Annotated in this window: 20 protein-coding genes and 1 pseudogene; 10 read left to right on the forward strand and 11 right to left on the reverse strand. The window is 60.4% G+C overall.

The features are described from left to right. Positions 1-89 precede the first annotated feature (89 nt). Genes NR126_RS06715 through NR126_RS06725 form a run of 3 tightly spaced genes read left to right on the forward strand, consistent with a single transcriptional unit; the run spans position 90 to position 2,902 of the window. On the forward strand, positions 90-1,196 hold the full coding sequence (locus tag NR126_RS06715; RefSeq protein WP_027619788.1) for a diguanylate cyclase: 1,107 nt from the start codon (positions 90-92) through the stop codon (positions 1,194-1,196). Continuing rightward, complete coding sequence (locus NR126_RS06720; RefSeq protein WP_105753884.1) at positions 1,189-2,124, forward strand: iron-sulfur-binding ferredoxin reductase; 936 nt, start codon at positions 1,189-1,191, stop codon at positions 2,122-2,124. The genes NR126_RS06715 and NR126_RS06720 overlap by 8 nt, the downstream gene beginning before the upstream one ends. Positions 2,125-2,152: 28 nt before the next feature. After that, positions 2,153-2,902, forward strand: a complete 750-nt coding sequence (locus NR126_RS06725) for an enoyl-CoA hydratase (protein ID WP_027619790.1) — start codon at positions 2,153-2,155, stop codon at positions 2,900-2,902. 110 nt (positions 2,903-3,012) lie between these two features. On the opposite strand, the gene pyk is transcribed toward NR126_RS06725, so the two are convergent. After that, positions 3,013-4,464, reverse strand: coding sequence for a pyruvate kinase (gene pyk / locus NR126_RS06730; protein WP_027619791.1), 1,452 nt, complete (start codon positions 4,462-4,464; stop codon positions 3,013-3,015). A 156-nt stretch (positions 4,465-4,620) separates the two neighbouring features. On the opposite strand from pyk, the gene NR126_RS06735 reads away from it, so the two are divergent. Then, on the forward strand, positions 4,621-4,992 hold the full coding sequence (locus NR126_RS06735) for a tetratricopeptide repeat protein (protein ID WP_256829929.1): 372 nt from the start codon (positions 4,621-4,623) through the stop codon (positions 4,990-4,992). Positions 4,993-5,224: 232 nt separating this feature from the next. Next, a complete protein-coding gene (locus NR126_RS06740; RefSeq protein ID WP_027619793.1) occupies positions 5,225-5,584 on the forward strand; it encodes a PilZ domain-containing protein in 360 nt (119 codons plus the stop codon). An 11-nt stretch (positions 5,585-5,595) separates the two neighbouring features. Here the strand turns inward: NR126_RS06740 and NR126_RS06745 are convergent, their stop codons facing one another. Genes NR126_RS06745 through NR126_RS06770 form a run of 6 tightly spaced genes read right to left on the reverse strand, consistent with a single transcriptional unit; the run spans position 5,596 to position 12,323 of the window. Continuing rightward, a complete protein-coding gene (locus NR126_RS06745; RefSeq protein WP_256829930.1) occupies positions 5,596-6,927 on the reverse strand; it encodes a DUF58 domain-containing protein in 1,332 nt (443 codons plus the stop codon). A 16-nt stretch (positions 6,928-6,943) separates the two neighbouring features. Beyond that, positions 6,944-7,945 (reverse strand): MoxR family ATPase, encoded by a 1,002-nt coding sequence (locus tag NR126_RS06750; protein WP_256829931.1) that lies wholly within the window; start codon positions 7,943-7,945, stop codon positions 6,944-6,946. After that, positions 7,942-9,102, reverse strand: a complete 1,161-nt coding sequence (locus tag NR126_RS06755; protein WP_256829932.1) for a DUF4350 domain-containing protein — start codon at positions 9,100-9,102, stop codon at positions 7,942-7,944. The genes NR126_RS06750 and NR126_RS06755 overlap by 4 nt, the downstream gene beginning before the upstream one ends. After that, positions 9,099-10,634, reverse strand: a complete 1,536-nt coding sequence (locus NR126_RS06760) for a DUF4129 domain-containing protein (RefSeq protein WP_256829933.1) — start codon at positions 10,632-10,634, stop codon at positions 9,099-9,101. The genes NR126_RS06755 and NR126_RS06760 overlap by 4 nt, the downstream gene beginning before the upstream one ends. Further along, positions 10,621-11,601, reverse strand: a complete 981-nt coding sequence (locus tag NR126_RS06765; protein WP_027619798.1) for a stage II sporulation protein M — start codon at positions 11,599-11,601, stop codon at positions 10,621-10,623. Before NR126_RS06765 ends, NR126_RS06760 begins: the two co-directional genes overlap by 14 nt. Next, positions 11,598-12,323, reverse strand: a complete 726-nt coding sequence (locus tag NR126_RS06770; RefSeq protein ID WP_256829934.1) for an RDD family protein — start codon at positions 12,321-12,323, stop codon at positions 11,598-11,600. Before NR126_RS06770 ends, NR126_RS06765 begins: the two co-directional genes overlap by 4 nt. A gap of 183 nt (positions 12,324-12,506) precedes the next feature. Between NR126_RS06770 and sbcB the strand changes: the two genes are divergently transcribed. Next, a complete protein-coding gene (sbcB, locus tag NR126_RS06775; RefSeq protein WP_105753876.1) occupies positions 12,507-13,934 on the forward strand; it encodes an exodeoxyribonuclease I in 1,428 nt (475 codons plus the stop codon). A 98-nt stretch (positions 13,935-14,032) separates the two neighbouring features. Here sbcB and mvaT read toward each other — a convergent pair whose 3' ends face one another. Next, complete coding sequence (gene mvaT / locus NR126_RS06780) at positions 14,033-14,407, reverse strand: histone-like nucleoid-structuring protein MvaT (protein ID WP_027619801.1); 375 nt, start codon at positions 14,405-14,407, stop codon at positions 14,033-14,035. 351 nt (positions 14,408-14,758) lie between these two features. Between mvaT and purU the strand changes: the two genes are divergently transcribed. Further along, complete coding sequence (purU, locus tag NR126_RS06785; RefSeq protein ID WP_027619802.1) at positions 14,759-15,607, forward strand: formyltetrahydrofolate deformylase; 849 nt, start codon at positions 14,759-14,761, stop codon at positions 15,605-15,607. Positions 15,608-15,679: 72 nt separating this feature from the next. Then, entirely contained in the window at positions 15,680-15,865 is a 186-nt protein-coding gene (locus tag NR126_RS06790; protein WP_027619803.1) for a hypothetical protein, read from the forward strand. Here the strand turns inward: NR126_RS06790 and NR126_RS28950 are convergent. Next, on the reverse strand, positions 15,862-16,626 hold the full coding sequence (locus tag NR126_RS28950) for a methyl-accepting chemotaxis protein (RefSeq protein ID WP_371321459.1): 765 nt from the start codon (positions 16,624-16,626) through the stop codon (positions 15,862-15,864). The genes NR126_RS06790 and NR126_RS28950 overlap by 4 nt on opposite strands. Before the next feature lie 93 nt (positions 16,627-16,719). Next, a pseudogene (locus NR126_RS28955) lies at positions 16,720-17,751 on the reverse strand (cache domain-containing protein); the annotation flags it as partial. Between the two features lie 189 nt (positions 17,752-17,940). On the opposite strand from NR126_RS28955, the gene NR126_RS06800 reads away from it, so the two are divergent. Beyond that, entirely contained in the window at positions 17,941-19,428 is a 1,488-nt protein-coding gene (locus NR126_RS06800; protein ID WP_105753933.1) for a helicase HerA-like domain-containing protein, read from the forward strand. Between the two features lie 4 nt (positions 19,429-19,432). On the opposite strand, the gene NR126_RS06805 is transcribed toward NR126_RS06800, so the two are convergent. Then, positions 19,433-19,888 (reverse strand): DUF721 domain-containing protein, encoded by a 456-nt coding sequence (locus NR126_RS06805; protein WP_027619806.1) that lies wholly within the window; start codon positions 19,886-19,888, stop codon positions 19,433-19,435. Between the two features lie 306 nt (positions 19,889-20,194). Between NR126_RS06805 and secA the strand changes: the two genes are divergently transcribed. Next, positions 20,195-22,930, forward strand: coding sequence for a preprotein translocase subunit SecA (gene secA, locus NR126_RS06810; protein WP_027619807.1), 2,736 nt, complete (start codon positions 20,195-20,197; stop codon positions 22,928-22,930). The last annotated feature ends 18 nt before the right edge of the window (positions 22,931-22,948 follow it).

Here is a 22,948-nt window from a genome sequence, read left to right on the forward strand (position 1 = left end):
GTGATTTTCGAGCAGCAACACTAAAGTGGCATAAGGCCTCTAGGGTAGGAAACTCTTGTCAGCCCCCTCTCTGCACGGTGAGTCATCGATTGACCCATAACGCGATCCAGAGTCTATTGCTCAAGCGCTTTATTCTGGCGACAGGCACTTATGCGCTGGCGATCCTGCTGCTATGGCTGGCGATTTTTACGGGCCATTTCCAGGGTTCGGTCAGCAGCGCAATGGTCGGCACCGCGCTGGTGATGCTCAGCCAGTCGGTGTTATTTGCGATCTTCTTTACCGGTTGCAACCTGCGCTTCGCCGATCCCAGCCTGACCCAACTCCAGGTGCTGCTGGGGATAGGCTGGCAAACCTGGCTGATTGCCCACCTCGATTCGGCCCGTGGCGCTTTCCTGGTGTTTTACGTGCTGATCCTGTTGTTCGGCCTGTTTCATTTGCCGCGCCGCGCGTTTATCCGTAGTGCGGCCCTGGTGCTTTTCAGCTTTGCCGCGCTCAACCTTTGGGAGGGCTACCACTTTCAACTGGCCGACCCGGGGCTGGCAGTCCTGCAGGTGTGCGTGTTGTTCATTGTGCTTGTCTGGCTGGCGTTGTATGCCAGTTACGTGCAGGCTTCGCGTTTGCGCATGCGTCAGCGCCGGTTTGCGTTGCAGGCTCATCAGGACACATTGCGCGGGATGATGCGGCAACTTGAAGACCTGGTGGCGACCGATGAGTTGACCGGATTGTTCAACCGCCGGCACTTCCTGCGCCTCGCCTCCCGTGAATTGCAGAGCCTGGACGCAGGCGTGGTCCATGGCCTGGCGCTGATCGATCTGGACCATTTCAAACGCATCAATGATGTCCACGGCCACGCCGCTGGAGACCAGGTGCTGCAAGCCTTTGCGGGCGTCGCCAGCGCCTGTTTGCGTGAGGGCGACGTGTTGGCCCGCTACGGCGGTGAGGAGTTTGTGTTGCTACTACCTGATTGTGATGCCGAGCGCCTGACGGCTTGCTGCGAGCGTCTGCGCCTGGCCTTTGTCGATGTCGAGCTGATTGGCCTGCGGGTTCGCGACCTGAGCCTGTCGGCGGGCATGACCCTGCTCAGTGAAGGTGATGACCTGGATCACGCCTTGCATCGAGCTGACCAGGCGCTGTACCGCGCCAAGCGTGACGGCCGTAATCGTTGCGCCGCCGCCTGGGAAAACGTCGATGCCTGAACTGATTGTCGGTGAGCGGCGCTGGACCGAAGCGGTCGGCGGCAACCTGCTCGATGCCCTGAACCGCAATGGCCTGAACGTGCCGTACAGCTGTCGGGCGGGCAGTTGTCACGCGTGCCTGGTGCAATGCTTGCGCGGAGAGGTCATTGACCGTCGACCGGATGCCCTGAGTGCTGAACAGCGCCAACAAGGCTGGCGCCTGGCGTGTCAGTGCGAGGTGGTGGACGACCTGCAAGTGGCGGTGTTCGATCCGTTGCATGATGGCGCACCCGCAGTGGTCGAGGCCGCGGACTGGCTGAGCTCATCGGTGCTGCGCCTGCGTCTGCAGCCGGAACGGCCGCTGCGCTATCAGGCTGGCCAGCACCTGGTGCTATGGGCGGGGCAGGTGGCACGCCCTTATTCGCTGGCGAGCCTGCCGGAGGAAGACCGTTTTCTTGAGTTCCACCTCGATTGTCGCTTGCCGGGTGCATTCAGTGATGCCGCACGCCAGTTGAAGATCGGTGATCCGATCCGTCTTGGCGAGCTGCGTGGCGGCGCCTTGCATTACGATCCCGACTGGCAGCAGCGGCCGTTGTGGTTGCTCGCCTCGGGCACGGGCCTGGCGCCGTTGTTCGGGGTATTGCGTGAGGCGTTGCGCCAGGATCACCAGGGGCCGATCCGGGTGATGCACCTGGCCCATGACAGCACCGAACACTATCTGGCCAAGCCGCTGGCGGCGCTGGCCGGCAATCGCCCCAACCTGACAGTCGAACTGCTGACGGCGGCCGAGCTGGCGGCGGCTTTGGCGCAATTGCGCCTTGTTTCCCGGCAAACCCTGGCCTTACTCTGCGGCCACCCTGACAGTGTCGATGCCTTTGCCCGGCGCTTGTATCTGGCGGGGTTGCCGCGCAACCAACTGCTGGCCGACGTGTTCCTGCCCCGTGGTTGAACGCTGACTTTCTCTGAAGAGACTCACCATGACCGACGCCATACTGCTGGAGCGCGAACGCGGGCTGCTGACCTTGCGCCTGAACCGCCCGGACAAGAAAAACGCCCTGACCCGCGCCATGTACAGCCAACTGGGCGAGGCCCTGCAGCAGGCTGACAATGACCCCGAGATCAACGCGATCCTGATCACCGGCAGTGCCGAATGTTTCACCGCCGGCAACGACATCGCCGACTTCATCCAGGAACCGCCGAGCGATCTCGACAGCCCGGTGTTCCGATTCATGCGCAGTCTGCTGGAGTGCCGCAAACCGGTGATCGCCGGTGTGGCGGGTGCGGCCGTGGGCATTGGCACAACGCTGCTGCTGCATTGCGACCTGGTCTATATCAGTGCCGATGCAAAATTGCGTATGCCATTCGTCAATCTCGGGCTGTGCCCGGAGTTCGGCTCCAGCCTGATCCTTCCGCGTCTATTGGGGCAGGCCAAGGCGGCTGAACTGTTGCTGCTGGGCGAGGCTTTCACTGGCGAGCAGGCAGCCGCCTGGGGTATTGCAACCCGAGCCCTGGAGAGTGGCGAGGCAGCCCTGGCCAAAGCCCGTGAAGTGGCGCTGCGTTTCGAAACCCTGGCCCCGGAAGCCGTGCGCATCAGCAAGCAGTTGATGAAAGCGCCGGACCAGGCATTGCTGCGTAAAGTGGTCGAGGAGGAGGGCAAGCTGTTCACCCAGCGCCTGCGGTCTCCGGAGGCCATTGCGGCGTTGACCGGGTTTATCAAAAGGCACTGAATTTACAGTGCCTCGAGCGGCCTCTTCGCGGACAACCTGATTTACGGATCAGATAGCAAAAAGCCCCGGCACTCACATGCCGGGGCTTTTGATTTTCAGCAACCGATCACTCAGACCTGCGGATCACCCACGTGCAGGATCTTCATGCCGTTGGTGCCGCCGGTGGTGTGGAAGCTGTCGCCCTTGGTCAGGATGACCCAGTCGCCTTTTTCCACGACGCCACGCTTGACCAGTTCGTCGATGGCCTTCTGGCTGACTTCGTTCGGTGCAAGGGAAGCCGGGTCGAACGGTACGGTGTACACGCCACGGAACATCGCAGCACGAGCCTGGGCTTCGCGGTGCGGGGTGAACGCGTAGATCGGCACCGAGGAGCGGATACGCGACATGATCAGCGGGGTGTAGCCACTTTCGGTCAAGGCGATGATCGCTTTCACGCCCGGGAAGTGGTTGGCGGTGTACATGGTGGCCAGCGCGATGCTTTCGTCGCAGCGCTCGAACTCTTTGCCAATACGGTGGCTGGAGGTCTTGCTGGTCGGGTGCTTTTCCGCGCCAACGCAGATTCGCGCCATGGCCTGCACGGCTTCCAGTGGGTACTGGCCGGCAGCAGATTCGGCCGAGAGCATCACGGCGTCGGTGTAGTCGAGCACGGCGTTGGCTACGTCGGACACTTCGGCGCGGGTTGGCATCGGATTCTGGATCATCGACTCCATCATCTGGGTCGCAACGATCACGGCCTTGTTGTGGCGGCGTGCGTGCAGAATGATTTTCTTCTGGATGCCCACGAGCTCGGCGTCGCCGATTTCCACACCGAGGTCACCACGGGCAACCATCACCGCGTCGGACGCCTTGATCAGGCCGTCGAGGGTTTCGTCGTCGGCCACGGCTTCGGCGCGTTCGATCTTCGCCACCAGCCAGGCGGTGCCGCCGGCTTCGTCGCGCAGTTTGCGGGCATATTCCATGTCGGCAGCATCGCGCGGGAAGGACACGGCGAGGTAGTCGACTTCCATTTCAGCGGCGAGCTTGATGTCGGCCTTGTCTTTTTCAGTCAGGGCCGGAGCGGTCAGGCCGCCACCGCGACGGTTAATGCCTTTGTGGTCCGACAGCGGGCCGCCGATGGTTACGGTGCAGTGCAGTTCGGTGGCGGTGGCGGTGTCGACACGCATCACCACGCGGCCGTCATCGAGCAGCAGTTCGTCGCCGACGCCGCAGTCTTTCACCAGGTCCGGGTAGTCGATGCCGACCACTTGCTGGTTGCCTTCGGTCAGCGGATGGCTGGTGGAGAAGGTGAACTGATCACCGATCTTCAGCTCGATCTTTTTGTTGGCGAATTTGGCGATACGGATTTTCGGGCCTTGCAGGTCACCCAGCAGGGCGACGAAGCGGCCGTGCTTGGCGGCGAGGTCGCGGACCAGCTTGGCGCGAGCCTTGTGCTCATCAGGGGTGCCGTGGGAGAAGTTCAGGCGGGCGACGTCCAGGCCAGCCAGAATCAGCTGTTCGAGAACTTCCGGCGAGTTACTGGCCGGGCCAAGGGTAGCGACGATTTTGGTACGACGGACGGACATGCAAAGACTCCTGAGTTCAAGCGCTGAGTGAGGCTACTATGCTGCGCAGTTGTAGTCATTGTTCGTTTGCACTACTTATTGGTTTCTTTATTGAACACGCCGCACTGAAGATTTTTGCCCACGGGTCGATACAGCTTTCAAGACAGGAGAACCCTCATGCGATTCGTGCTTTTAGCTGCCCTGGCCCTGAGTGTCGTGGGCTGCACCCGTTGGTCGATGGACCATCACCTGAATACCGCCTATCGGGCCTACGACGCCGGTAACTGCGAGCGGGTAATGCTCGAATTGTCCCAGGTCGATCGCACCAGCCGTTCGCGCCGCTATATTCAGCCGGAAGTGTCGATGTTGCGCGGCCAGTGCCTGGAGCGCCAGAAACTCTACGTCGATGCGGCCCAGACCTACCAGTTCATCATGGCCCAATACCCGAACAACGAGTACGCCTACCGTGCCCGCGCCCGCCTGGAAACCTTGCAGTCGCTGGGCTGGTATCCGCCGCGCAGCGCCAGGAGCACCCCGGCGTCGTTGTGATGTTGGTTATCATTTGATAACTGGCCGGGTTGCAGACATAAGCTAACATTCGACTGTGGCGTTTCAGTGAGTGGATCCTGAGGCGCTATCGTTACCCGTGACCGGCAGCTTCAAAGCGAGCGCAATTCCAGGACGTCCGCACCGTGATCGGGGACAGCGAACCGGCCCTGCCGGTGCGTTGCGAAGCATTAGTGCGACCCTGCTCAAGGGCCTTGGCAAAGCGAAATTCGACATGTTCACAGAACGCCGGATCGAGCGGCACCAGTTGCCGTATTTTCTCAAAGTCTTCAACAGCGTCACGGACAAACCCATCGGCTTTATTGGCAACGTCTCCGAAGACGGCTTGATGCTCATCAGCAACTTGCCGATGATGGTGGGCGCAGTCTTTGACCTGCGCCTGAAAATTCCCGCCAGCGATTACGTGTCACAAGTGATCGACCTGCGCGCCTGCTGCCAGTGGTGCCATGAAGACGCCACGCCCCATCATTACGATGCCGGATTCATTCTGCTTGATGCGCCGCCGGAATACGCGCAGTTGGTAAGCGCTTTGCAGCAATACTTCAGCTTTTATCCGGCGTCGGCGTCAGCTTAGCCAACGGGTCACTACAAGACTCCGGCCTTTTTCCAGCTCAGGTAACGGCTGACCAACTGGCTACCCAGGTCAGCGGGGCGGCAGTCCAGCAGGGGTATACCCTGTGCCGCCAGGTGCTCATGGTGTTCGGCGCGCGCGTTCAGGTAGTCCAGGGTGCCGCTATACGCCAGCGCCTCAGACAGGGTGTGTACAGGCGTCTGGCGTATCTGGTCGAGTACCGCTTCGCGCAGGCTGGCCACCAGCACCCGATGCTGCTTGCTCAGGCGCTTGACGGCGCCGAGCAGGCTTTCGTCGTCTTCGTCTCGCAGATTGCTGATGACCACTACCAGCGACCGGCGCTTCTGCCGGGCCAGTAATTGACTGGCTGCGGCCTGGTAGTCTGCGGGTCTCTGGCTACTGTCCAGGTCGTACAGACTGTTGAGCAGTACGTTCAACTGCCCGCTGCCCTTGACCGGATGCAGGTAGCGCGATTGATCGCCAGCGAAGGTCATCAGACCAACAGCATCGCCCTGACGCAGGGCGATGTAACTGAGCAGCAGGCAGGCGTTGAGGGCGTGGTCGAAGTGCGACAGCTCGCCGTCCTGACTGCGCATGCGCCGCCCGCAATCGAGCATGAAAATGATTTGTTGGTCGCGTTCGTCCTGATACTCGCGGGCAATCGGTGTGCGTTGCCGGGCGGTGGCTTTCCAGTCGATCTGTCGCAGGCTGTCGCCCTCGCGAAACTCCCTTAGCTGGTGGAACTCAAGGCCCTGGCCACGTCGCTGGCGCTGGCGCACCCCCAACTGGTTGATCCAACTGTCGACCGCCAGTAACTGCGCGCCGTACAGATGAGCGAAGTCCGGGTACACACGGGTGCTGTCAATGACGTGCAGATAGCGGCGGGCGCTCCACAAACCGAGGTGGCCCGGCACATTGACTTCGCACTGCAGAAAGCTGAAGTGCCCACGACGCAAGGGCCGTAGCCGATAGCTGAATTGACTGATTTGGTCCGGCTGTAACTCCAGCGCATGTGGCAGTTGCTCGAACACAAGGCCGTCGGGCACGTGGTCGAACAGCTCGATGGTCAGCGGTTGCCGGTAGTCGTGCTGTACGCTGACCTGCACCTCAGCCCAGCGTCCTAGCGCCAGGCTGCCGGACAGTCGACGCTGGATGCTCGGCGAAGGACGACGCAGCAGACGCGCGGCATCAAGCAACGCCAGTACCAGGAGCGCCAGCAGCAGCGCCCAATTGATCGCTTGCAGGTTCGGCCCCAGGTCGATGCCCAAGGCGCTGAGCGCTCCCTGCACAACACTCAGGCCGAGCAGCGTGGCCAGCCAGATCAGCAATAGGCGCGTGGGCTTCATGATTCAGGGCTCCCGCTCACAGTCTGGGTGCCGGAACCTGGTCGAGCATCTGCCTGAGTACCTGGTCGACGTCGAGGCCCTCGATATCCAGCTCCGGGCCAATCCGCACCCGATGACGCAGCACCGCCAGGGCACAGCCCTTGAGATCGTCGGGGATGACGAATTCGCCACCGCGCAACAGCGCCCGAGCCCGTGCCACACGCACCAGGGCAATGGAGGCTCGCGGACCGGCGCCGAGGGTCAGGCCGGGCCAGGTGCGCGTGGTGCGGGCCAGGCGCACGGCGTAGTCGAGCACCTGCTCATCCAGCGGCAGTTCGCTGGCGATACGCTGCAGGGCGATGACGTCCTTGGCTTGCAGCAACGTGCGCAATGGCTGCACGTCGAGCATGTCGGCACGGGTCGAGCGGCTGACCTGGCGCACCATGTCCAGCTCCTGGCCGGCATCCGGGTAATCCATGCGCACTTTGAGCATGAAACGATCGAGCTCGGCTTCCGGCAACGGGTAAGTGCCTTCCTGTTCGATCGGGTTCTGGGTGGCCAGGACCATGAACGGTTGGGCGATGGGCAAGGCTCGGCCTTCCAGGGTCACCTGACGCTCCTGCATGGCTTCGAGTAAGGCGGCCTGGGTCTTGGCCGGTGCCCGGTTGATTTCATCGGCCAGCAGCAGGTGGGTGAACAGCGGGCCCTTGCGCAGCTTGAACTGCTCGGTCTGCAGGTCGTAAACCGCATGCCCTGTGACATCACTGGGCATCAGGTCGGGCGTGAACTGAATACGTGCGAACTCGCCGCCGAAGCAGCGGGCGAGGGCGCGCACCAGCAAGGTCTTGCCCAGACCCGGTACGCCTTCGAGCAGCACATGGCCGCCGGCAATCAAGGCACTCAGCACATCGTCGATAACGCTGCTCTGGCCAATCACTGCCTTGTTCAGCTCAAGGCGCACGGCTTGCGCCAGTTGACTGGCCCGGCGCCGTTGCTGCGCGGCATGGGACGGGCTCGGAGGTACGGAAGGTTCGCTCATAAGGCATTCCTGAGGTTCTGCAAGTGGGCCACCTGGCGGCTGAATTCGCTGCTCGATAGCCTTCGTTTACGGGGCGGGCCGATGGCCTGGGCAATGCTCTCGGGCGAGTGCCCGGTCAAGCGGGCGAGCACTTGCCACTGTTCGGGCGTGTCGAGTTGATCGATGCCTGGCTGACGTTGCCTGGCACGTCGCAGCACATCGTGCTGCAAGCCCTGCAACAGGCTCTGTTGCCCGGCGCGACGGACGAGAAAATCGGCACTGGCGCGCAGATGTTCCTGCAACTGGCGGCGGGCCTTGGGTGCTGCGGGCTGCACCGGTCCGTGGCGCCAGCCTGCGTGCCAGAGCCCTAAAGCGATCAACGCGAGCAGCGCCACCAAGGCCTGGGGGAAATAACGCCACAGCAAGCTCAGCAAGTTGTCGTGGTCAATGTCGAATAACAGCGTGACGTCGGTGTCGGCGAACAAGTACCACAGCAGCCAGGCGTTGTCGTATTGGCCGATCGCGCTGTTCTTCCACAATTCGGCATCGGTCACCACGGTGATCGAACCCTCACCCCAGGGCAACTGCATCAGGTGTGTGGCCTTGGCGCTGTTGGCCCATGCCTGTGCCAGGTCTTGCGGGTCTTCGAGGTGGAACTGCGGGTCGAAGCCGGCATAGGCCGGTGCCTCCTCGTTTTCCAGATAAAGTTTGGTCAGGTTCGGATAGCGGTCCTTCGCTGCCTCGGCAGGCACATCCTTGAGGTCTTTGCTCATGAACTGCTGCACGTGCACCCGGTCCAGCAGCAGGTCCTGACTGTTGCCGGTCTGCTCATTCCACAAGGCCTGGGCGACAAACAGCAGTCGCCCGCCATCTCGCGCCCAGTCCAGCACCTGATCGACCTGGGCCGGGGTCATGTTGGCGCGTTCGCCCAGCAGCAACAGGCTGTGCTGGCGTGGTTGCAGGGTGGGCAGGCTGTCCAGGCTATTGACGTGATGCACGCTCAATCCTTGCTTGCGCAGAAAACGTTCGGCTGCCAAGTAGGGATTGTTCTGGGCTTCGGGGGAGGGACCGTGGTCGATGCTTTCTTGATAGGGCGTGGCGTGCAGGTACAGGTACGTTGCCACTGCACAGAGCAATGCGCCGATCAGTACGCCGAGAGCCGCCAGACGTCGACTCATCGCTGTGCTCGCGGGTCAAATAATGCGCGCCAGCCCTGGCAGAGTTGCTGTTGCAGCGCCGCAGGCGGCACACGATGACCATAGGCGATGTTCTGCCAGTGCAGCGTCAGGCTTTGGCTGTAGTTCTGCAACTCCGGGTCCTGCAACTGCTGGACCCGCGCCAGGACCTCGGCTTCGGTGTCGGCACTTTTCAGGGGGAGACCGAAGTCGTGCAGCAGGCGACTGAGCAAAGCCCGATAGAGCAGTCCGAGCGCTTCGCGGGGATGCTCCAGCCACAACGATTCGACCTGGCTGGCGATGTCTTGCGCAAGTGACTCGGGATCGAGATCGAGACCAAACAATAAAGTGGGTGAGGGCGAAGTACCCGGAGCGTGAAGAGGCTTGCGGCGGCTGACGAAGGTCTGCAGCCAGTCGCGGTAGTGCCAGACCAGCAAGGCAATCGAGCCCGCGAGCGTGGTCCATAGCAGCACCTCGATGACTTGGGCCAGCCCTTTGAAGCGCTGGCTGTCGAACCATTCCAAGAGTGCCTTGAGCCATGCCGGGGGCTGAGCGTCTTCGACTGGATCAGCGGCTTCTTCGCCGAAGCGATAGCGGGTAATCGTCTGCGAATTCTTGAAAGGTGGCGCCTGAAGCAATGCGTTGATGTCACGGCTGGCGGCCTGGCTGGTCAGGGGCTGCTGGAGCAGGCGCGGGGCGCTTGGGGCGTCAGGCTCGTCGGCATACACCGCCTGCGGCATCGGCAGCCACAGCAGGCCGAGCGCCAGCAGCGCGATGCCCAAGCCGCTGAGACGCTGGCGCAGGCGGCGAAATTGCAGTTCGATGTCCCAGGCTTCCAGTACGGTCCGGCGGTTCAGGTACAGGCTGAATCCGCAGGCGACGTAGATCGGTCCCCAGATGATCAGGACCAGCGCATAGAGGCCGTTGATCAGGTGCTCGAGCCATAGCCAGTCCTGTTCGCTGGCGTCGATTAGCGTTTGCCAGTCCCAATCCAGTTCGATTTGCATGGGCAGGAACAGGTAGAACAGGGCCATGCAGCCCAACCACAGGCTGGATTCCAGCAGTGCGCCGAGGAGGGTCAACCAACGCCCGGCCTCGCCATCGCGTTGTTGCAGGACCGCCAGACGTTGCTGGCGTGGCTGCCCGGCGAGACCTTCGAGCTGAGCCACCGGCAGGCAGAAACTCCGGCTCAGGCTCAGGCGGCGCCAGGTCAGGCTGGCGAGCAGTTGCGGTTTGAGCAGTCGCGGCCATTGGCGCAATGCCTGTTTCACGCTGGGCGCCTGGCCGAACAAGGCTTCGGACAGAATGTACAACGGCAGGCGTTCGAACGCAGGTTTCAACCACCAGAAGATCAGCAGGGCGATGCCTGGGGAGTTCCAGAACAGGCAGGTCAGCAGGGCGAATACCGGCAACGTGATCAGTGCCCAACTGACCATCAACAGTCGTCGGTGACGCTGGCTGAGCAATACGCCCAGGTCCATGGCCTCCCAACTCGAGCGCGGACGGATGACGACGCTGGCCTCATTCAGGCGCATGGCGTGTCCGTCCGACAGTAATCAGATAGAGCGCGACCAGTGCCCACAGGGTGGCCCCCACCAGATATTTGGCGAGAGGGGGCGTGGCGGTGCGCGATGACCAGTAGGCTTCGATGAAGGCGGCGATCAACAGCAACAGCATCACGCCGCACATCAATAGGACGCTTTTGCGCGCAGCCAGGCGCAAGGCCTCGCCGCGTGTGAGGCGACCGGGAGCAATCAACGACCACCCCAGTTGCAGGCCGGCCGCGCCGGCTATGGCAATGGCGCTGAGTTCAAAGGCGCCATGGCCGATGACGAACGACCAGAAGTTTTCGCCGAAGCCGATGCGGGTCAGATGGCCGGCGATGGCTCCAATCAGCAGGCCGTTGAACACCAGGAAAAACACGCTGCCAAGCCCAAGTAGCAGGCCGCTGGCGAAGGTCTGAAAGGCAATACCGATGTTGTGCATGATGTAGTAGCCGAACATCATCCAGTCATCACTCGCCGCACGCTCCATATCGCGGCCCAGGTGCCCGGCGGCGGGGTCGTACATGCTTTGCATTTCGCCCACCTGCTCGACCGGTAACAGGCTGTAGATCAGGTCGGGAAACAGGTAGACCAACAGCGCAATGCCCAGCAGTGAGCCGAAGAACAACAGTCCCGCCACCAGTACGAAGGGCCATGACTCACGCACCAAACGTGGGAAGTCGGCGAGGACAAACGCCAGCAGTTGAGCCCGCACGCTGCTGCGATGGCGGTAGAGCAACTGGTGTCCACGCAGTGCAAGTTGCTGCAAGGGATCGATCAGGCAAGTGCTGTACCCGCGCTCCTGTGCCAAGGCCAGGTGCTGGCACAGGCGCCGATAGTCCCTGGGGAATGAGCGGGCGTGCTCGGCGCTGGCCTTGCCGCGCTCCAGCAGATCGAGATCTTGGCGATACGCGTCCCACTGCGGCTGATGGAGGCTCTCGAACTGGCTCTGTTTCATACCGGTCCTCGCAAGCCCAGGGCAATACCGTTGAGTTCGGCAACCGCACGCGGTGGGCTGACCTTCAACGGCTCGGCCAGCAATGCGGCGAGTTCCTGCACCCGCTCAGCGGAAAGCTGGGACTGGCGTTCGGCGAATTCCGATACGGCGCGCTGTTCAGCCAGGCTCAGATTGAAAGGTGCCCGTAGGGGCATTGCAGCCGGTAGCGGCGGGCGCATTACGGCTTGTTCGCGATAGATCACCAGGGTGCCGGCGGCAATGTCGCCCAGGCGTTTGAAGGCCGGGTGCTGCAGGCAACTGATGGCGCCGAGGCTGTAGCCGAAGGGCAGCATATCGACGAAGCGCAGCAGATTGCGGATCAGCGAAGCCGACCAGCCAATGGGGGTGCCGTCGTCCTGCACGACCCGCAGTCCCATCCACTGTTTGCCCGGCGAGCGGCCCTGATTGAGGACCTCGAACAACACCATGTACCACCAACTGAGAACAAACAGCAGCAGCGAGCCGAGGCCCACGCCGACCTTGCCAAAAAACGCCAGGGTCACGAACAGCAGCCCCAGGATCAGGGCGCGTAGTCCCAGGTCGATGGCAAATGCCAGGGCACGCGGCAACAACCCCGCCGGACGCAATGGCAGGTCGATGCCTTCGGGCGTTTCGACCTGGTAGCGGGTATCCAGTGGCGGGGGCAGCGGTGCGTTCCTTGGCGGTGCTGAAGTCTGAGTCATTGGCTGCCTGGTGAGGGGCCTGATGGTCACTTACGTAGGGCCGATGCTAGCAGTCTTCGTTCCGGGGAACGACATATCTATGTAGCACCCGGTAACAACCATCGGTGCTTGAATAACAGCATGACTGGTCGGCACCCGGTGTGAGCGCCTAGACTTCGCCGGTCTCAAGTTCAGGAACAGCCCGTGACTTCCATTTTCTGGTACGACTACGAAACCACCGGTATCAGCCCGCGTTGCGACCGACCGCTGCAAATGGCCGGCATTCGCACTGACCTCGAACTTAACGAGATCGAGGCCCCGGTCAATCTCTACTGTCGACCCAGTGACGACATCCTGCCGCATCCGGCCGCCTGCGTGATCACCGGGATCACCCCGACGCGCCTGGCCGAAAAGGGCCTGTGCGAAGCGGATTTCATGACCCGGGTGCATGCGCAACTGGCCGCGCCCGGGACCTGCGGCGCCGGTTACAACACTTTGCGTTTTGATGATGAGATGACCCGCTACAGCCTGTACCGCAACTTTTTCGACCCCTATGCACGAGAGTGGCAGGGCGGTAACAGTCGCTGGGATCTGATTGATGTGGTGCGTGCCGCTTACGCGCTACGGCCCGACGGTATCGTCTGGCCCGAGGATGACGGCCGGGTGACCTTGAAGCTCGAACGCCTGACGGCTGCCAACGGGCTTGACCATGGACAGGCCCACGATGCGTTGTCCGATGTGCGTGCCACCATTGCCCTGGCGCGACTGATCCGCGAGAAGCAGCGCAAACTCTATGACTGGTTGTTCGCCTTGCGCAGCAAACAGAAAGTCATGGATCAGATTCGTTTGTTGCAGCCGCTGGTGCATATATCCGGTCGTTTCTCCGCGGCTCGCCACTACGTCGGCGTCGTACTGCCGCTGGCCTGGCACCCGCGCAATCGTAACGCGCTGATTGTCTGTGATCTGCACCTGGATCCCCAGGGGTTGCTTGAAGAAGATGCCGCAACGCTACGTCAGCGCCTGTACACCCGCCATGAAAACCTGACGCAAGGCGAGTTGCCGGTGCCGCTCAAACTGATTCATATCAATCGCTGCCCGGTGGTGGCACCTTTATCGGTGTTGCGCGGGGAAGATCAGCAGCGCCTGAAGTTGGATATGCCGCTGTATCAGGCGCGGGCGCTGCGGCTTAGTGACGCACAACAAGTCTGGCAAGCGAAAGTCCAGGCGATTTATGCCGCGGAAGAATTCGTCCCGAGTGACGATCCTGAGCAACAGTTATACGACGGGTTCATTGGCGATCGTGATCGGCGTTTATGCGAGCAAGTGAGAACGGCTGAACCGATGCAATTGGTGCGAGAACAATGGCCGTTCGATGATGAGCGATTGCCGGAACTGTTATTTCGATATCGAGCACGCAACTTTCCCGAGACCCTGAGTGATGAGGAGAATGCGCGCTGGACACTGTTCTGCCAACAGCGCCTGACAGACGCTCAGTGGGGCGCTCCGAATACCCTGCAGGACTTTGATGAGGCCGCCGCTGAGTGTTCGATTAATGCGACGGAGCAGGGACTTGGAGTATTGAATGAATGGCGCGAATACGTGGAGGGAGTGCGCAATCGTCTGGGATTGTGAAATACACGGACGAAATATGTTGAATTAAACCTAACAAAAAACGCCAGCGATCGCTGGCGTTTTTTGTTCGCAAGTGAAGCTGCGAGTCGCGTTACGGCTTAGCCCAGCAGGGTTGCCCAGCCTTCAACCACGTCACCGCCCCACTTGGCTTTCCACTCTTTCAGAGTCTTGTGGTTGCCACCTTTGGTTTCGATGACTTCGCCGTTGTGTGGGTTTTTGTATTGTTTAACCTTGCGCGCACGCTTGGTGCCGGTAGTTTTCACAGCGCCACGTGGTGCTTTAACTTTGGCTTCCGGATCCAGCAGCGCGATGATGTCACGCAGGGATTTGGAGTATTCACCCATCAGGGTGCGCAGTTTGCCTTCGAATTCCAGCTCGGTTTGCAGTTTGTCGTCTTGGGACAGGTTCTTCAAACGGGCTTGCAGCTCTTTGATAGCTTCTTCGGTGGCGCGGTATTCGTTGATCAGGGACATGAGGACTACCTTATGTGGGCGCTGGGTGGCAGGGGACAGTGGCGCAATAATAGTCAGGGTGTTTCATCAAGTAAACATTAAACCGTGTTTTATTTAATCATCTAGAGTCAAACAGCTGAAAATAGGCGGGTAGTTTAAATATTGCACAGTTCATCACAGTTATTTACAGATCGCTAGCTGACATTTTTTCAATAGCGTTTGCTTGATAATTTCGATGATTGACTCGGAATTAACCCCGGGCACAGGGCGTAGCCATGGAGGGGCGACGGTGTTGATTGCTCAGGGATACTGCAGTTTCGCTGCGTAATCGCTAGAATGGCCGCCTTTGTGAAGTTCTGGAGTTCTCCCCCCATGCGCACTTTTCGCCTAGTGATTGCTTGCCCGGACGGCGTTGGCATCGTTGCCAAGGTCAGTAACTTTCTGGCATCACACAATGGCTGGATCACTGAAGCTAGCCATCACTCGGACACCCAAAGTGGCTGGTTTTTCATGCGTCACGAAATTCGTGCCGACTCGTTGCCGTTCGGTCTTGAAGCGTTTCGTGAGGCGTTTGCGCCTATCGCTGAAGAGTTCTCGATGAACTGGCGCATCACCGACACCGCGCAGAAAAAACGCGTGGTTTTGATGGCCAGCCGTGAATCCCATTGCCTGGCGGATTTGCTACACCGCTGGCACAGTGATGAACTGGACTGCGATATCTCCTGTGTGATCTCCAACCACAACGACCTGCGCAGCATGGTCGAGTGGCACGGTATTCCTTACTACCACGTGCCGGTCGATCCGCAGAATAAAGAACCGGCATTTGCCGAGGTCTCCCGCCTGGTCAAGCAACATGATGCCGAAGTCGTGGTGCTTGCGCGTTATATGCAGATCCTGCCACCGGAACTGTGCACCGAGTACGCACACAAGGTGATCAACATTCACCACAGCTTCCTGCCGTCGTTCGTCGGCGCCAAGCCTTACCACCAGGCCTCGATGCGCGGCGTGAAGCTGATTGGCGCAACCTGCCACTACGTCACTGAAGAGCTGGATGCCGGCCCGATCATCGAGCAGGACGTGGTCCGCGTCAGCCATAGCGATAGCATCGAAGACATGGTGCGCTTCGGTCGTGACGTCGAGAAAATGGTACTGGCCCGTGGCCTGCGTTATCACCTGGAAGACCGCGTCCTGGTGCATGGCAACAAGACCGTGGTGTTCTGAGTCGTCGCTGACATGCCAAAGGGCCTCAAGCGTTGTACGCTTGAGGCCCTTTTTCGTTTCAAGGCGTAGACCATGAACGATCCACTGGATAAAGCCACCTCGAAGGCCCCGGCTACCTTGGGGGAGGGCTGCCTGAGCCGTTACGATCCCGACGACCTGAGCGGTGACGATGGCACCGACTTCCCCGGAGCGGCCGAACTTTGGCAGCAATTGCAGGAGGCGGCCAAGCCGGACGCCCCTGAACCGAAAAAGCCCTAGATGCGGAAACTGCCCACCAGTTGCTTGAGTCGCGACGCTTGCTGCTCCAGGTCTGAGCAGGCGCGCAAGGTCGACTGCAGGTTTTCCACGCCTTCCTGATTCAGGGTGTTGATTTCGGTGATGTCCATGTTGATCGACTCCACCACGGCGGTCTGTTCCTCGGTGGCGGTCGCGACTGACTGGTTCATGCCGTCAATCTCGCCAATGCGCACGGTCACGCTGTTCAGACGCTCGCCGGCGAGGTTGGCAATCTCCACACTGTCCTGGCTGTGACGCTGGCTGTCGCCCATGGTGCTGACCGATTCGCGGGCACCGACTTGCAGCTCCTCAATCATGGTCTGCACCTGTTGTGCCGACTCCTGGGTGCGGTGTGCCAGGTTGCGCACTTCATCTGCGACCACGGCGAAGCCGCGTCCAGCCTCACCCGCGCGCGCCGCCTCGATGGCCGCATTGAGCGCCAGCAAGTTGGTTTGCTGGGAGATGCTGGTGATGACTTCGAGGATTTGCCCGATGTTCACGGTCTTGCTGTTCAGCGACTCGATATTGCTGCTGGAGGTGCTGAGCATGGCCGACAGTTGATTCATCGCGGCAATGCTGCGATCAACCACTTGCTGGCCGTCCTGGGCCAGGCTGCGCGCATCGCTGGCCTGGTGCGAGGCTTGCGCGGCATTGCGGGCGATTTCCTGGGCGGCGGCTCCCAGTTGATTGATCGCTGCGGCAACACTGTTGGTGCGACTTGCCTGTTCGTCACTGTTAAGCATCGATGAATTGGAGGCGCTGACCACCCGCAGGGCAACTTCGTTGACATGCTCGGTGGCCGAAGAGACTTCGCGAATCGAGCCATGGATACGCTCGACGAAGTGGTTGAAGGCAATGCCCAGGGTGCCGAATTCATCATGGTTCTGGATGGCCAGGCGGCGGGTCAGGTCGCCTTCGCCATCGGCGATGTCCTGCATGGCCCGGGTCATGACGTGCAACGGCTGGATCAGCAGGCGGATCAACATGCCCAGCAGGGCAATGATCACTGCCACGGCGATAATGGTGGCGATGATGGCTGAGGCGCGGAATTCGCTGAGCATCGCGTAGGCCTTGTCCTTATCTACGGACAGACCGATGTACCAGTTGACCGAAGGCAGGCCCTTGATCTGGCTAAAGGTGAAAATCCGCGTGTTGCCGTCCACTTCGACTTCAGTGAACTCGCTGCCGATGCGCGGGGTGTTTTGCGGATAGGCCTCGCTGAGGGGCTTCATGACCAGCGATTTGTCCGGGTGCACCAGGATTTTGCCGTCGGCGCTGACCAGAAACGCATAGCCCATGCCACCAAAGTCCACGGCCTTGAGGTTGTCGATCAGGGTTTGCAGGCTCAGGTCACCGCCGACCACGCCGACACTTTGTCCGGCTTTTTTCGAGGCGCTGGCGATGGAAATGATGGTCTGGCCGGTGGCGGCGTCGATGTAGGGTTCGGTCAACGTGGCGCTGGCGCTATGTTCGGCGCCTTTGTACCAGGGCCGGGAACGTGGGTCGAAACCGTCGGGCATTTTCACATCCGGGCGGATAGTGAAGCTGCCGCCCGCGTTACCCAGGTAGGAGGCCATGAAGGTTGACGTCAGCGCTTTCTGTTCAAGCAAGTCGGCAACGTGGCTGTCGTCGGCGTTGATGGCAATGTTCTGAGCCAGGTTGTCCACCAGCAGAATGCGCCCGGTCAGCCAGGTCTGAATGTTGCGTGCGGTGACGTCGCCCATTTCAGTCAGATAATTGTCGAGGTCCTGGCGAATGGCGTTGCGCTGCAAATAGTCGTTGTACAGCGTAAACGTGGTGAACGCAGCAATGACGATAAGGGCGGCGGCAAGCAGGATTTTGTGGCTGAAGCGCAGATTTTTGTTCATGGCTTGTATGTCCGCTAAGGTCTTATTGTGTAGGGCGTGTTGCTACAAAAAGCGCGCAAAGTAGGCGCTATTACACAGAAGCTGATATTTCCGTCTTTCCTTAGGGAATTATCCGACCCGATTCTCAGTTAGGTCTCTCGCTTCTATCTATCGGCTGTGTAGGACCAAAGCTTAACCATGGGTGAAAAAATGCCTGATTCATTGCAACTCGTTATTGGTGCAGATCTGAAAGCTCAGCCGATTGCCCAGGCTATGCGCCTGGCAAACCGTCACGGACTGGTGGCCGGCGCCACCGGGACCGGCAAGACCGTCACCTTGCAACGCCTGGCTGAGGCGTTCAGCGATGCCGGTGTTGCGGTGTTTGCAGCGGACGTCAAGGGTGATCTGTGTGGACTGGGTGCTGCGGGCAACCCGCAGGGCAAGGTGGCCGAACGTATCGCCGGCATGCCTTGGCTCAACTATCAGGCGAAGGCGTATCCGGTGACGTTGTGGGATATCCACGGCCAATCAGGTCATCCATTGCGCACCACGCTGAGTGAAATGGGACCATTGCTGTTGGGCAGCCTGCTTGAGTTGACCGACAGCCAGCAGTCGGCACTTTATGCGGCGTTCAAGGTGGCCGACCGAGAAGGTTTGTTGCTGCTTGATCTGAAGGACCTCAAGGCCCTGCTCAATCACCTCAAGGAACATCCCGAGTTGCTCGGCGATGACGCTGCATTGATGACCACCGGTTCCAGTCAGGCCCTGTTGCGGCGCCTGGCCACCTTGGAACAGCAGGGCGCCGAAGCCTTGTTTGGCGAGCCGGCGTTGCAGTTGCAGGACATCCTCGCTCCTGCCAGTGATGGCCGCGGGCGCATTCACCTGCTGGATGCCAGCCGCCTGGTGCACGAAGCACCGAAGGTCTACGCGACTTTCCTGCTGTGGCTATTGGCAGAGCTGTTCGAGCAGTTGCCTGAGCGCGGCGATGCCGAGAAACCGTTGTTGGCATTGTTTTTCGATGAGGCGCACCTGCTGTTCTCTGGCACCCCGAAAGCGTTGCAGGATCGCCTGGAGCAAGTGGTGCGGCTGATTCGTTCTAAAGGTGTGGGCGTGTATTTCGTCACCCAGTCGCCGGGTGACCTGCCTGATGATGTGCTGGCTCAACTGGGGCTGCGCATTCAGCACGGGTTGCGCGCCTTTACCGCCAAAGAGCAAAAATCCCTGAAGGCAGTGGCTGATGGCTTCCGACCGAACCCGGCCTTCAGCACCCTCGACGTGTTGACCGAGTTGGGGATTGGCGAGGCACTGGTCGGGACCCTGCAGGAAAAAGGTACGCCAGAGATGGTCCAGCGGGTGCTGGTGGCGCCGCCGCAATCGCGCATCGGGCCGTTGAGCGAGGCCGAGCGCGCCGCGCTGATTGCCAGTTCGCCGTTGGTCGGCCGTTATGACAAGCCCATCGACCGTGAGTCGGCCTATGAAGTGTTGATGGGGCGCAAGGGGCTGGCCCCCGAAGCACAGGATGCTCCGATCAAGCCTGCAACGGAGGAGCCAAGCTTTACCGACAAAGCCGGTGAGTTTCTCGGCACTGCTGCCGGGCAGGCGCTGAAATCGGCCATGCGCCAGGCCGCCAATCAACTGGGGCGGCAGCTGGTTCGCGGTCTGATGGGCTCCTTGCTGGGGGGCAGCAAGCGGCGCTAGGTGCTCAGCTTTTAGGCCTGGCATGGGCGGCCAGGCGCTCGAGGGCGGCGCGCAGATTGGGATCGCTGATCCCGTCGGCCGTCGCCTGGATGGTGGCTGCCGCGTCGCATGACAAGTCCATGGTGTGGCCGGCCGCGCCTTGCTGCACGGTCGGCGGTTGTACCTTGAACAGAATGCGGGTCAGGCGGGCGAACTCATCGAACGCCTGCAATTGGCGCTGCAGGCGTTTTTGCTGATAGCGCAAGCGGGTCGCCCAGTGGCCGTCGGTGACGATCAGCAGCAGGCTGCCTTCGCGCCAGGAGGCGACGTGACAGTGTTCACGAGCCGCCGGCTGCAATTGGCTTTCGAGCAGGCGCTGTAAATGACCCAGGCGTTGTGCATGGCCGAGAATGGCCTTTAACGGTTTGGCTTCGCGTAGTAGAACGGCGGGTGCTCTGGCCGTAAGAGGGCGAAATGCCATGATCGGACACCTGAAGTAACAGAGCGGCTATGGTAGCAGAAAGCGCCCGTAGCACCCGCCCATTGCTTTGTTCGCGCTTTACCCATTAAATCAACAAGTAACTTCTGCCGTGTATGGCTTGAAGTTCAGCAAAAAGCCCTTATTTTAAGTGAGCCCCGTCATAACGCTGTGCCAGCATCGTGGAATATCCCTACTTTCCTGACCACCGTTTCCGGGTAGAATGCTCGTTCGCGTGCGGCCATGAGGGCTGCTCGGGCGACTCACGGGGCCGCCCTCCATCCCTTTAGTGTGGAAGATCCTGCCGATATGTTTGCGCCTTTGTTAAAAAAACTTTTTGGAAGCAAGAACGAGCGTGAAGTCAAACGCATGCTCAAGACGGTGCAACTCGTCAATGCCTTCGAAGAGCGAATGGTGGCCCTTTCGGACGATCAATTGCGTGCCAAGACCGCTGAGTTCAAAGCTCGCTTCGCCAAAGGGGAGACCCTCGACAAGTTGTTACCAGAAGCCTTCGCGGTTGCCCGTGAAGCCGGTAAACGCATCATGGGCATGCGCCACTTCGACGTTCAGTTGATCGGTGGCATGACCTTGCACGAAGGCATGATTGCCGAAATGCGTACCGGTGAAGGCAAGACTCTGGTGGCAACACTGGGCGTATACCTCAACGCACTGTCCGGTAAGGGCGTCCACGTTGTAACCGTGAACGACTACCTGGCGCGTCGAGACGCCAACTGGATGCGTCCGCTCTATGAGTTCCTCGGCCTGACCGTCGGCGTCGTGACGCCGTTCCAGCCGCCGGAAGAAAAGCGTTCGGCCTACGCCTGCGACATCACCTACGGCACCAACAACGAATTCGGTTTCGACTACCTGCGCGACAACATGGCGTTCAGCATGGAAGAGAAATTCCAGCGCGAACTCAATTTTGCCGTGATCGACGAAGTCGACTCGATTCTCATCGACGAAGCCCGTACCCCGCTGATCATCTCCGGCCAGGCCGAAGACAGCTCCAAGCTCTACATCGAGATCAATAAACTGATCCCGCAGTTGAAGCTGCACGTCGAAGAAGTCGAGGGCGAAGTCACCCAGGCTGGCCATTACACCGTTGACGAGAAGACCCGTCAGGTCGAACTCAACGAAGCCGGTCACCAGTACATCGAAGAAGTGCTGACCCGCATCGGTCTGCTGGCTGAGGGCGAGAGCCTGTACTCGGCGCATAACCTGGGCCTGCTGACCCACGTGTATGCCGGTCTGCGTGCGCACAAGCTGTTCCATCGCAACATCGAATACATCGTGCAGGATGGCCAGGTCGTACTGGTCGACGAACACACCGGCCGGACCATGCCGGGCCGTCGTTTGTCCGAAGGTCTGCACCAGGCCATCGAGGCCAAGGAAAACCTGAACATCCAGGCTGAAAGCCAGACCCTGGCTTCGACCACCTTCCAGAACTACTTCCGTCTGTACAACAAACTGTCCGGCATGACCGGTACAGCCGACACCGAAGCGTTCGAATTCCACCAGATCTATGGCCTGCAGGTCATGGTCATTCCACCGAACAAACCGCTGGCGCGTAAAGACTACAACGACCTGGTGTTCCTCACCGCGGACGAGAAGTACGCCGCCATCGTCGCCGACATCAAGGAAAGCATGGCCGCTGGCCGTCCGGTCCTGGTAGGTACAGCGACCATCGAAACCTCCGAGCACATGTCCCGCCTGCTCGAGAAGGAAGGTATCGAACACAAGGTCCTGAACGCCAAGTTCCACGAGAAGGAAGCCGAGATCATTGCCCAGGCCGGTCGCCCGGGAGCGCTGACCATCGCCACCAACATGGCCGGTCGTGGTACCGACATCCTGTTGGGCGGTAACTGGGAAGTGGAAGTCGCCTCCCTGGAAAACCCGACCCCCGAGCAGATTGCCCAGATCAAGGCCGACTGGCAGAAGCGTCACCAGCAAGTGCTGGAGTCGGGTGGCTTGCAGGTAATTGCTTCCGAGCGTCACGAATCGCGCCGTATCGACAACCAGTTGCGTGGTCGTGCCGGTCGTCAGGGTGACGCCGGTTCGAGCCGCTTCTACCTGTCGCTGGAAGACAGCCTGATGCGTATCTTCGCCTCTGACCGGGTGAAGAACTTCATGAAGGCCCTGGGCATGCAGCCTGGTGAAGCGATCGAGCACCGCATGGTGACCAACGCCATCGAAAAGGCCCAGCGCAAGGTTGAAGGGCGCAACTTCGACATCCGTAAGCAATTGCTCGAGTTCGACGACGTCAACAACGAACAGCGTAAAGTGATCTATCACATGCGTAACACGTTGCTGGCCGCCGACAACATCGGTGAAACCATCGCTGATTTCCGTCAGGATGTGCTCAACGCCACCGTATCGGCGCATATTCCGCCGCAGTCGCTGCCTGAGCAGTGGGACGTTGCCGGTCTGGAAGCCGCGCTGGAAAGCGATTTCGGGGTGAAGCTGCCGATCCAGCAGTGGCTCGACGAAGACGATCACCTGTACGAAGAAACCCTGCGCGAGAAGCTGATGCAAGAGCTGATCGCCGCGTACAACGAGAAAGAAGACCAGGCCGGCGCCGAAGCCCTGCGCACGTTCGAGAAGCAAATCGTCCTGCGCGTCCTCGACGATCTATGGAAAGACCACCTTTCGACCATGGACCACCTGCGTCACGGTATCCACCTGCGCGGTTATGCGCAGAAGAACCCGAAGCAGGAATATAAGCGCGAGTCGTTCACCCTGTTCTCCGAGCTGCTCGATTCGATCAAGCGCGACTCCATCCGTGTACTGTCGCACGTTCAGGTTCGCCGCGAAGATCCGGCCGAAGAAGAAGCGCGCCTGCGTCAAGAAGCCGAGGCACTGGCGGCCCGCATGCAGTTCCTGCATGAAGAAGCCCCAGGCCTGGAGCAGCCGGAGCAGATCGGCGAAGAGGTCGACGTGGCCCTCGCTACCGCACCGGTACGCAACGAGCAGAAGCTGGGCCGCAACGAACTGTGCTACTGCGGTTCGGGCAAGAAGTTCAAGCATTGCCATGGGCAGATCCAGTAAAACCCGTTTCAATCGCTG

It is taken from the genome of Pseudomonas sp. Pse1, assembly GCF_024519635.1.
In the GTDB taxonomy this organism is placed as follows: domain Bacteria; phylum Pseudomonadota; class Gammaproteobacteria; order Pseudomonadales; family Pseudomonadaceae; genus Aquipseudomonas.

Coding starts and splice junctions, on each gene's coding strand:
- NR126_RS06720 (WP_105753884.1), top strand. CDS start 1,189: ATGCCTGAACTGATTGTCGGTGAGCGGCGCTGGACCGAAGCGGTCGGC.
- NR126_RS06725 (WP_027619790.1), top strand. CDS start 2,153: ATGACCGACGCCATACTGCTGGAGCGCGAACGCGGGCTGCTGACCTTG.
- pyk (WP_027619791.1), bottom strand. CDS start 4,464: ATGTCCGTCCGTCGTACCAAAATCGTCGCTACCCTTGGCCCGGCCAGT.
- NR126_RS06735 (WP_256829929.1), top strand. CDS start 4,621: ATGCGATTCGTGCTTTTAGCTGCCCTGGCCCTGAGTGTCGTGGGCTGC.
- NR126_RS06740 (WP_027619793.1), top strand. CDS start 5,225: ATGTTCACAGAACGCCGGATCGAGCGGCACCAGTTGCCGTATTTTCTC.
- NR126_RS06745 (WP_256829930.1), bottom strand. CDS start 6,927: ATGAAGCCCACGCGCCTATTGCTGATCTGGCTGGCCACGCTGCTCGGC.
- NR126_RS06750 (WP_256829931.1), bottom strand. CDS start 7,945: ATGAGCGAACCTTCCGTACCTCCGAGCCCGTCCCATGCCGCGCAGCAA.
- NR126_RS06755 (WP_256829932.1), bottom strand. CDS start 9,102: ATGAGTCGACGTCTGGCGGCTCTCGGCGTACTGATCGGCGCATTGCTC.
- NR126_RS06760 (WP_256829933.1), bottom strand. CDS start 10,634: ATGCGCCTGAATGAGGCCAGCGTCGTCATCCGTCCGCGCTCGAGTTGG.
- NR126_RS06765 (WP_027619798.1), bottom strand. CDS start 11,601: ATGAAACAGAGCCAGTTCGAGAGCCTCCATCAGCCGCAGTGGGACGCG.
- NR126_RS06770 (WP_256829934.1), bottom strand. CDS start 12,323: ATGACTCAGACTTCAGCACCGCCAAGGAACGCACCGCTGCCCCCGCCA.
- mvaT (WP_027619801.1), bottom strand. CDS start 14,407: ATGTCCCTGATCAACGAATACCGCGCCACCGAAGAAGCTATCAAAGAG.
- purU (WP_027619802.1), top strand. CDS start 14,759: ATGCGCACTTTTCGCCTAGTGATTGCTTGCCCGGACGGCGTTGGCATC.
- NR126_RS06790 (WP_027619803.1), top strand. CDS start 15,680: ATGAACGATCCACTGGATAAAGCCACCTCGAAGGCCCCGGCTACCTTG.
- NR126_RS28950 (WP_371321459.1), bottom strand. CDS start 16,626: ATGCTTAACAGTGACGAACAGGCAAGTCGCACCAACAGTGTTGCCGCA.
- NR126_RS06800 (WP_105753933.1), top strand. CDS start 17,941: ATGCCTGATTCATTGCAACTCGTTATTGGTGCAGATCTGAAAGCTCAG.
- NR126_RS06805 (WP_027619806.1), bottom strand. CDS start 19,888: ATGGCATTTCGCCCTCTTACGGCCAGAGCACCCGCCGTTCTACTACGC.
- secA (WP_027619807.1), top strand. CDS start 20,195: ATGTTTGCGCCTTTGTTAAAAAAACTTTTTGGAAGCAAGAACGAGCGT.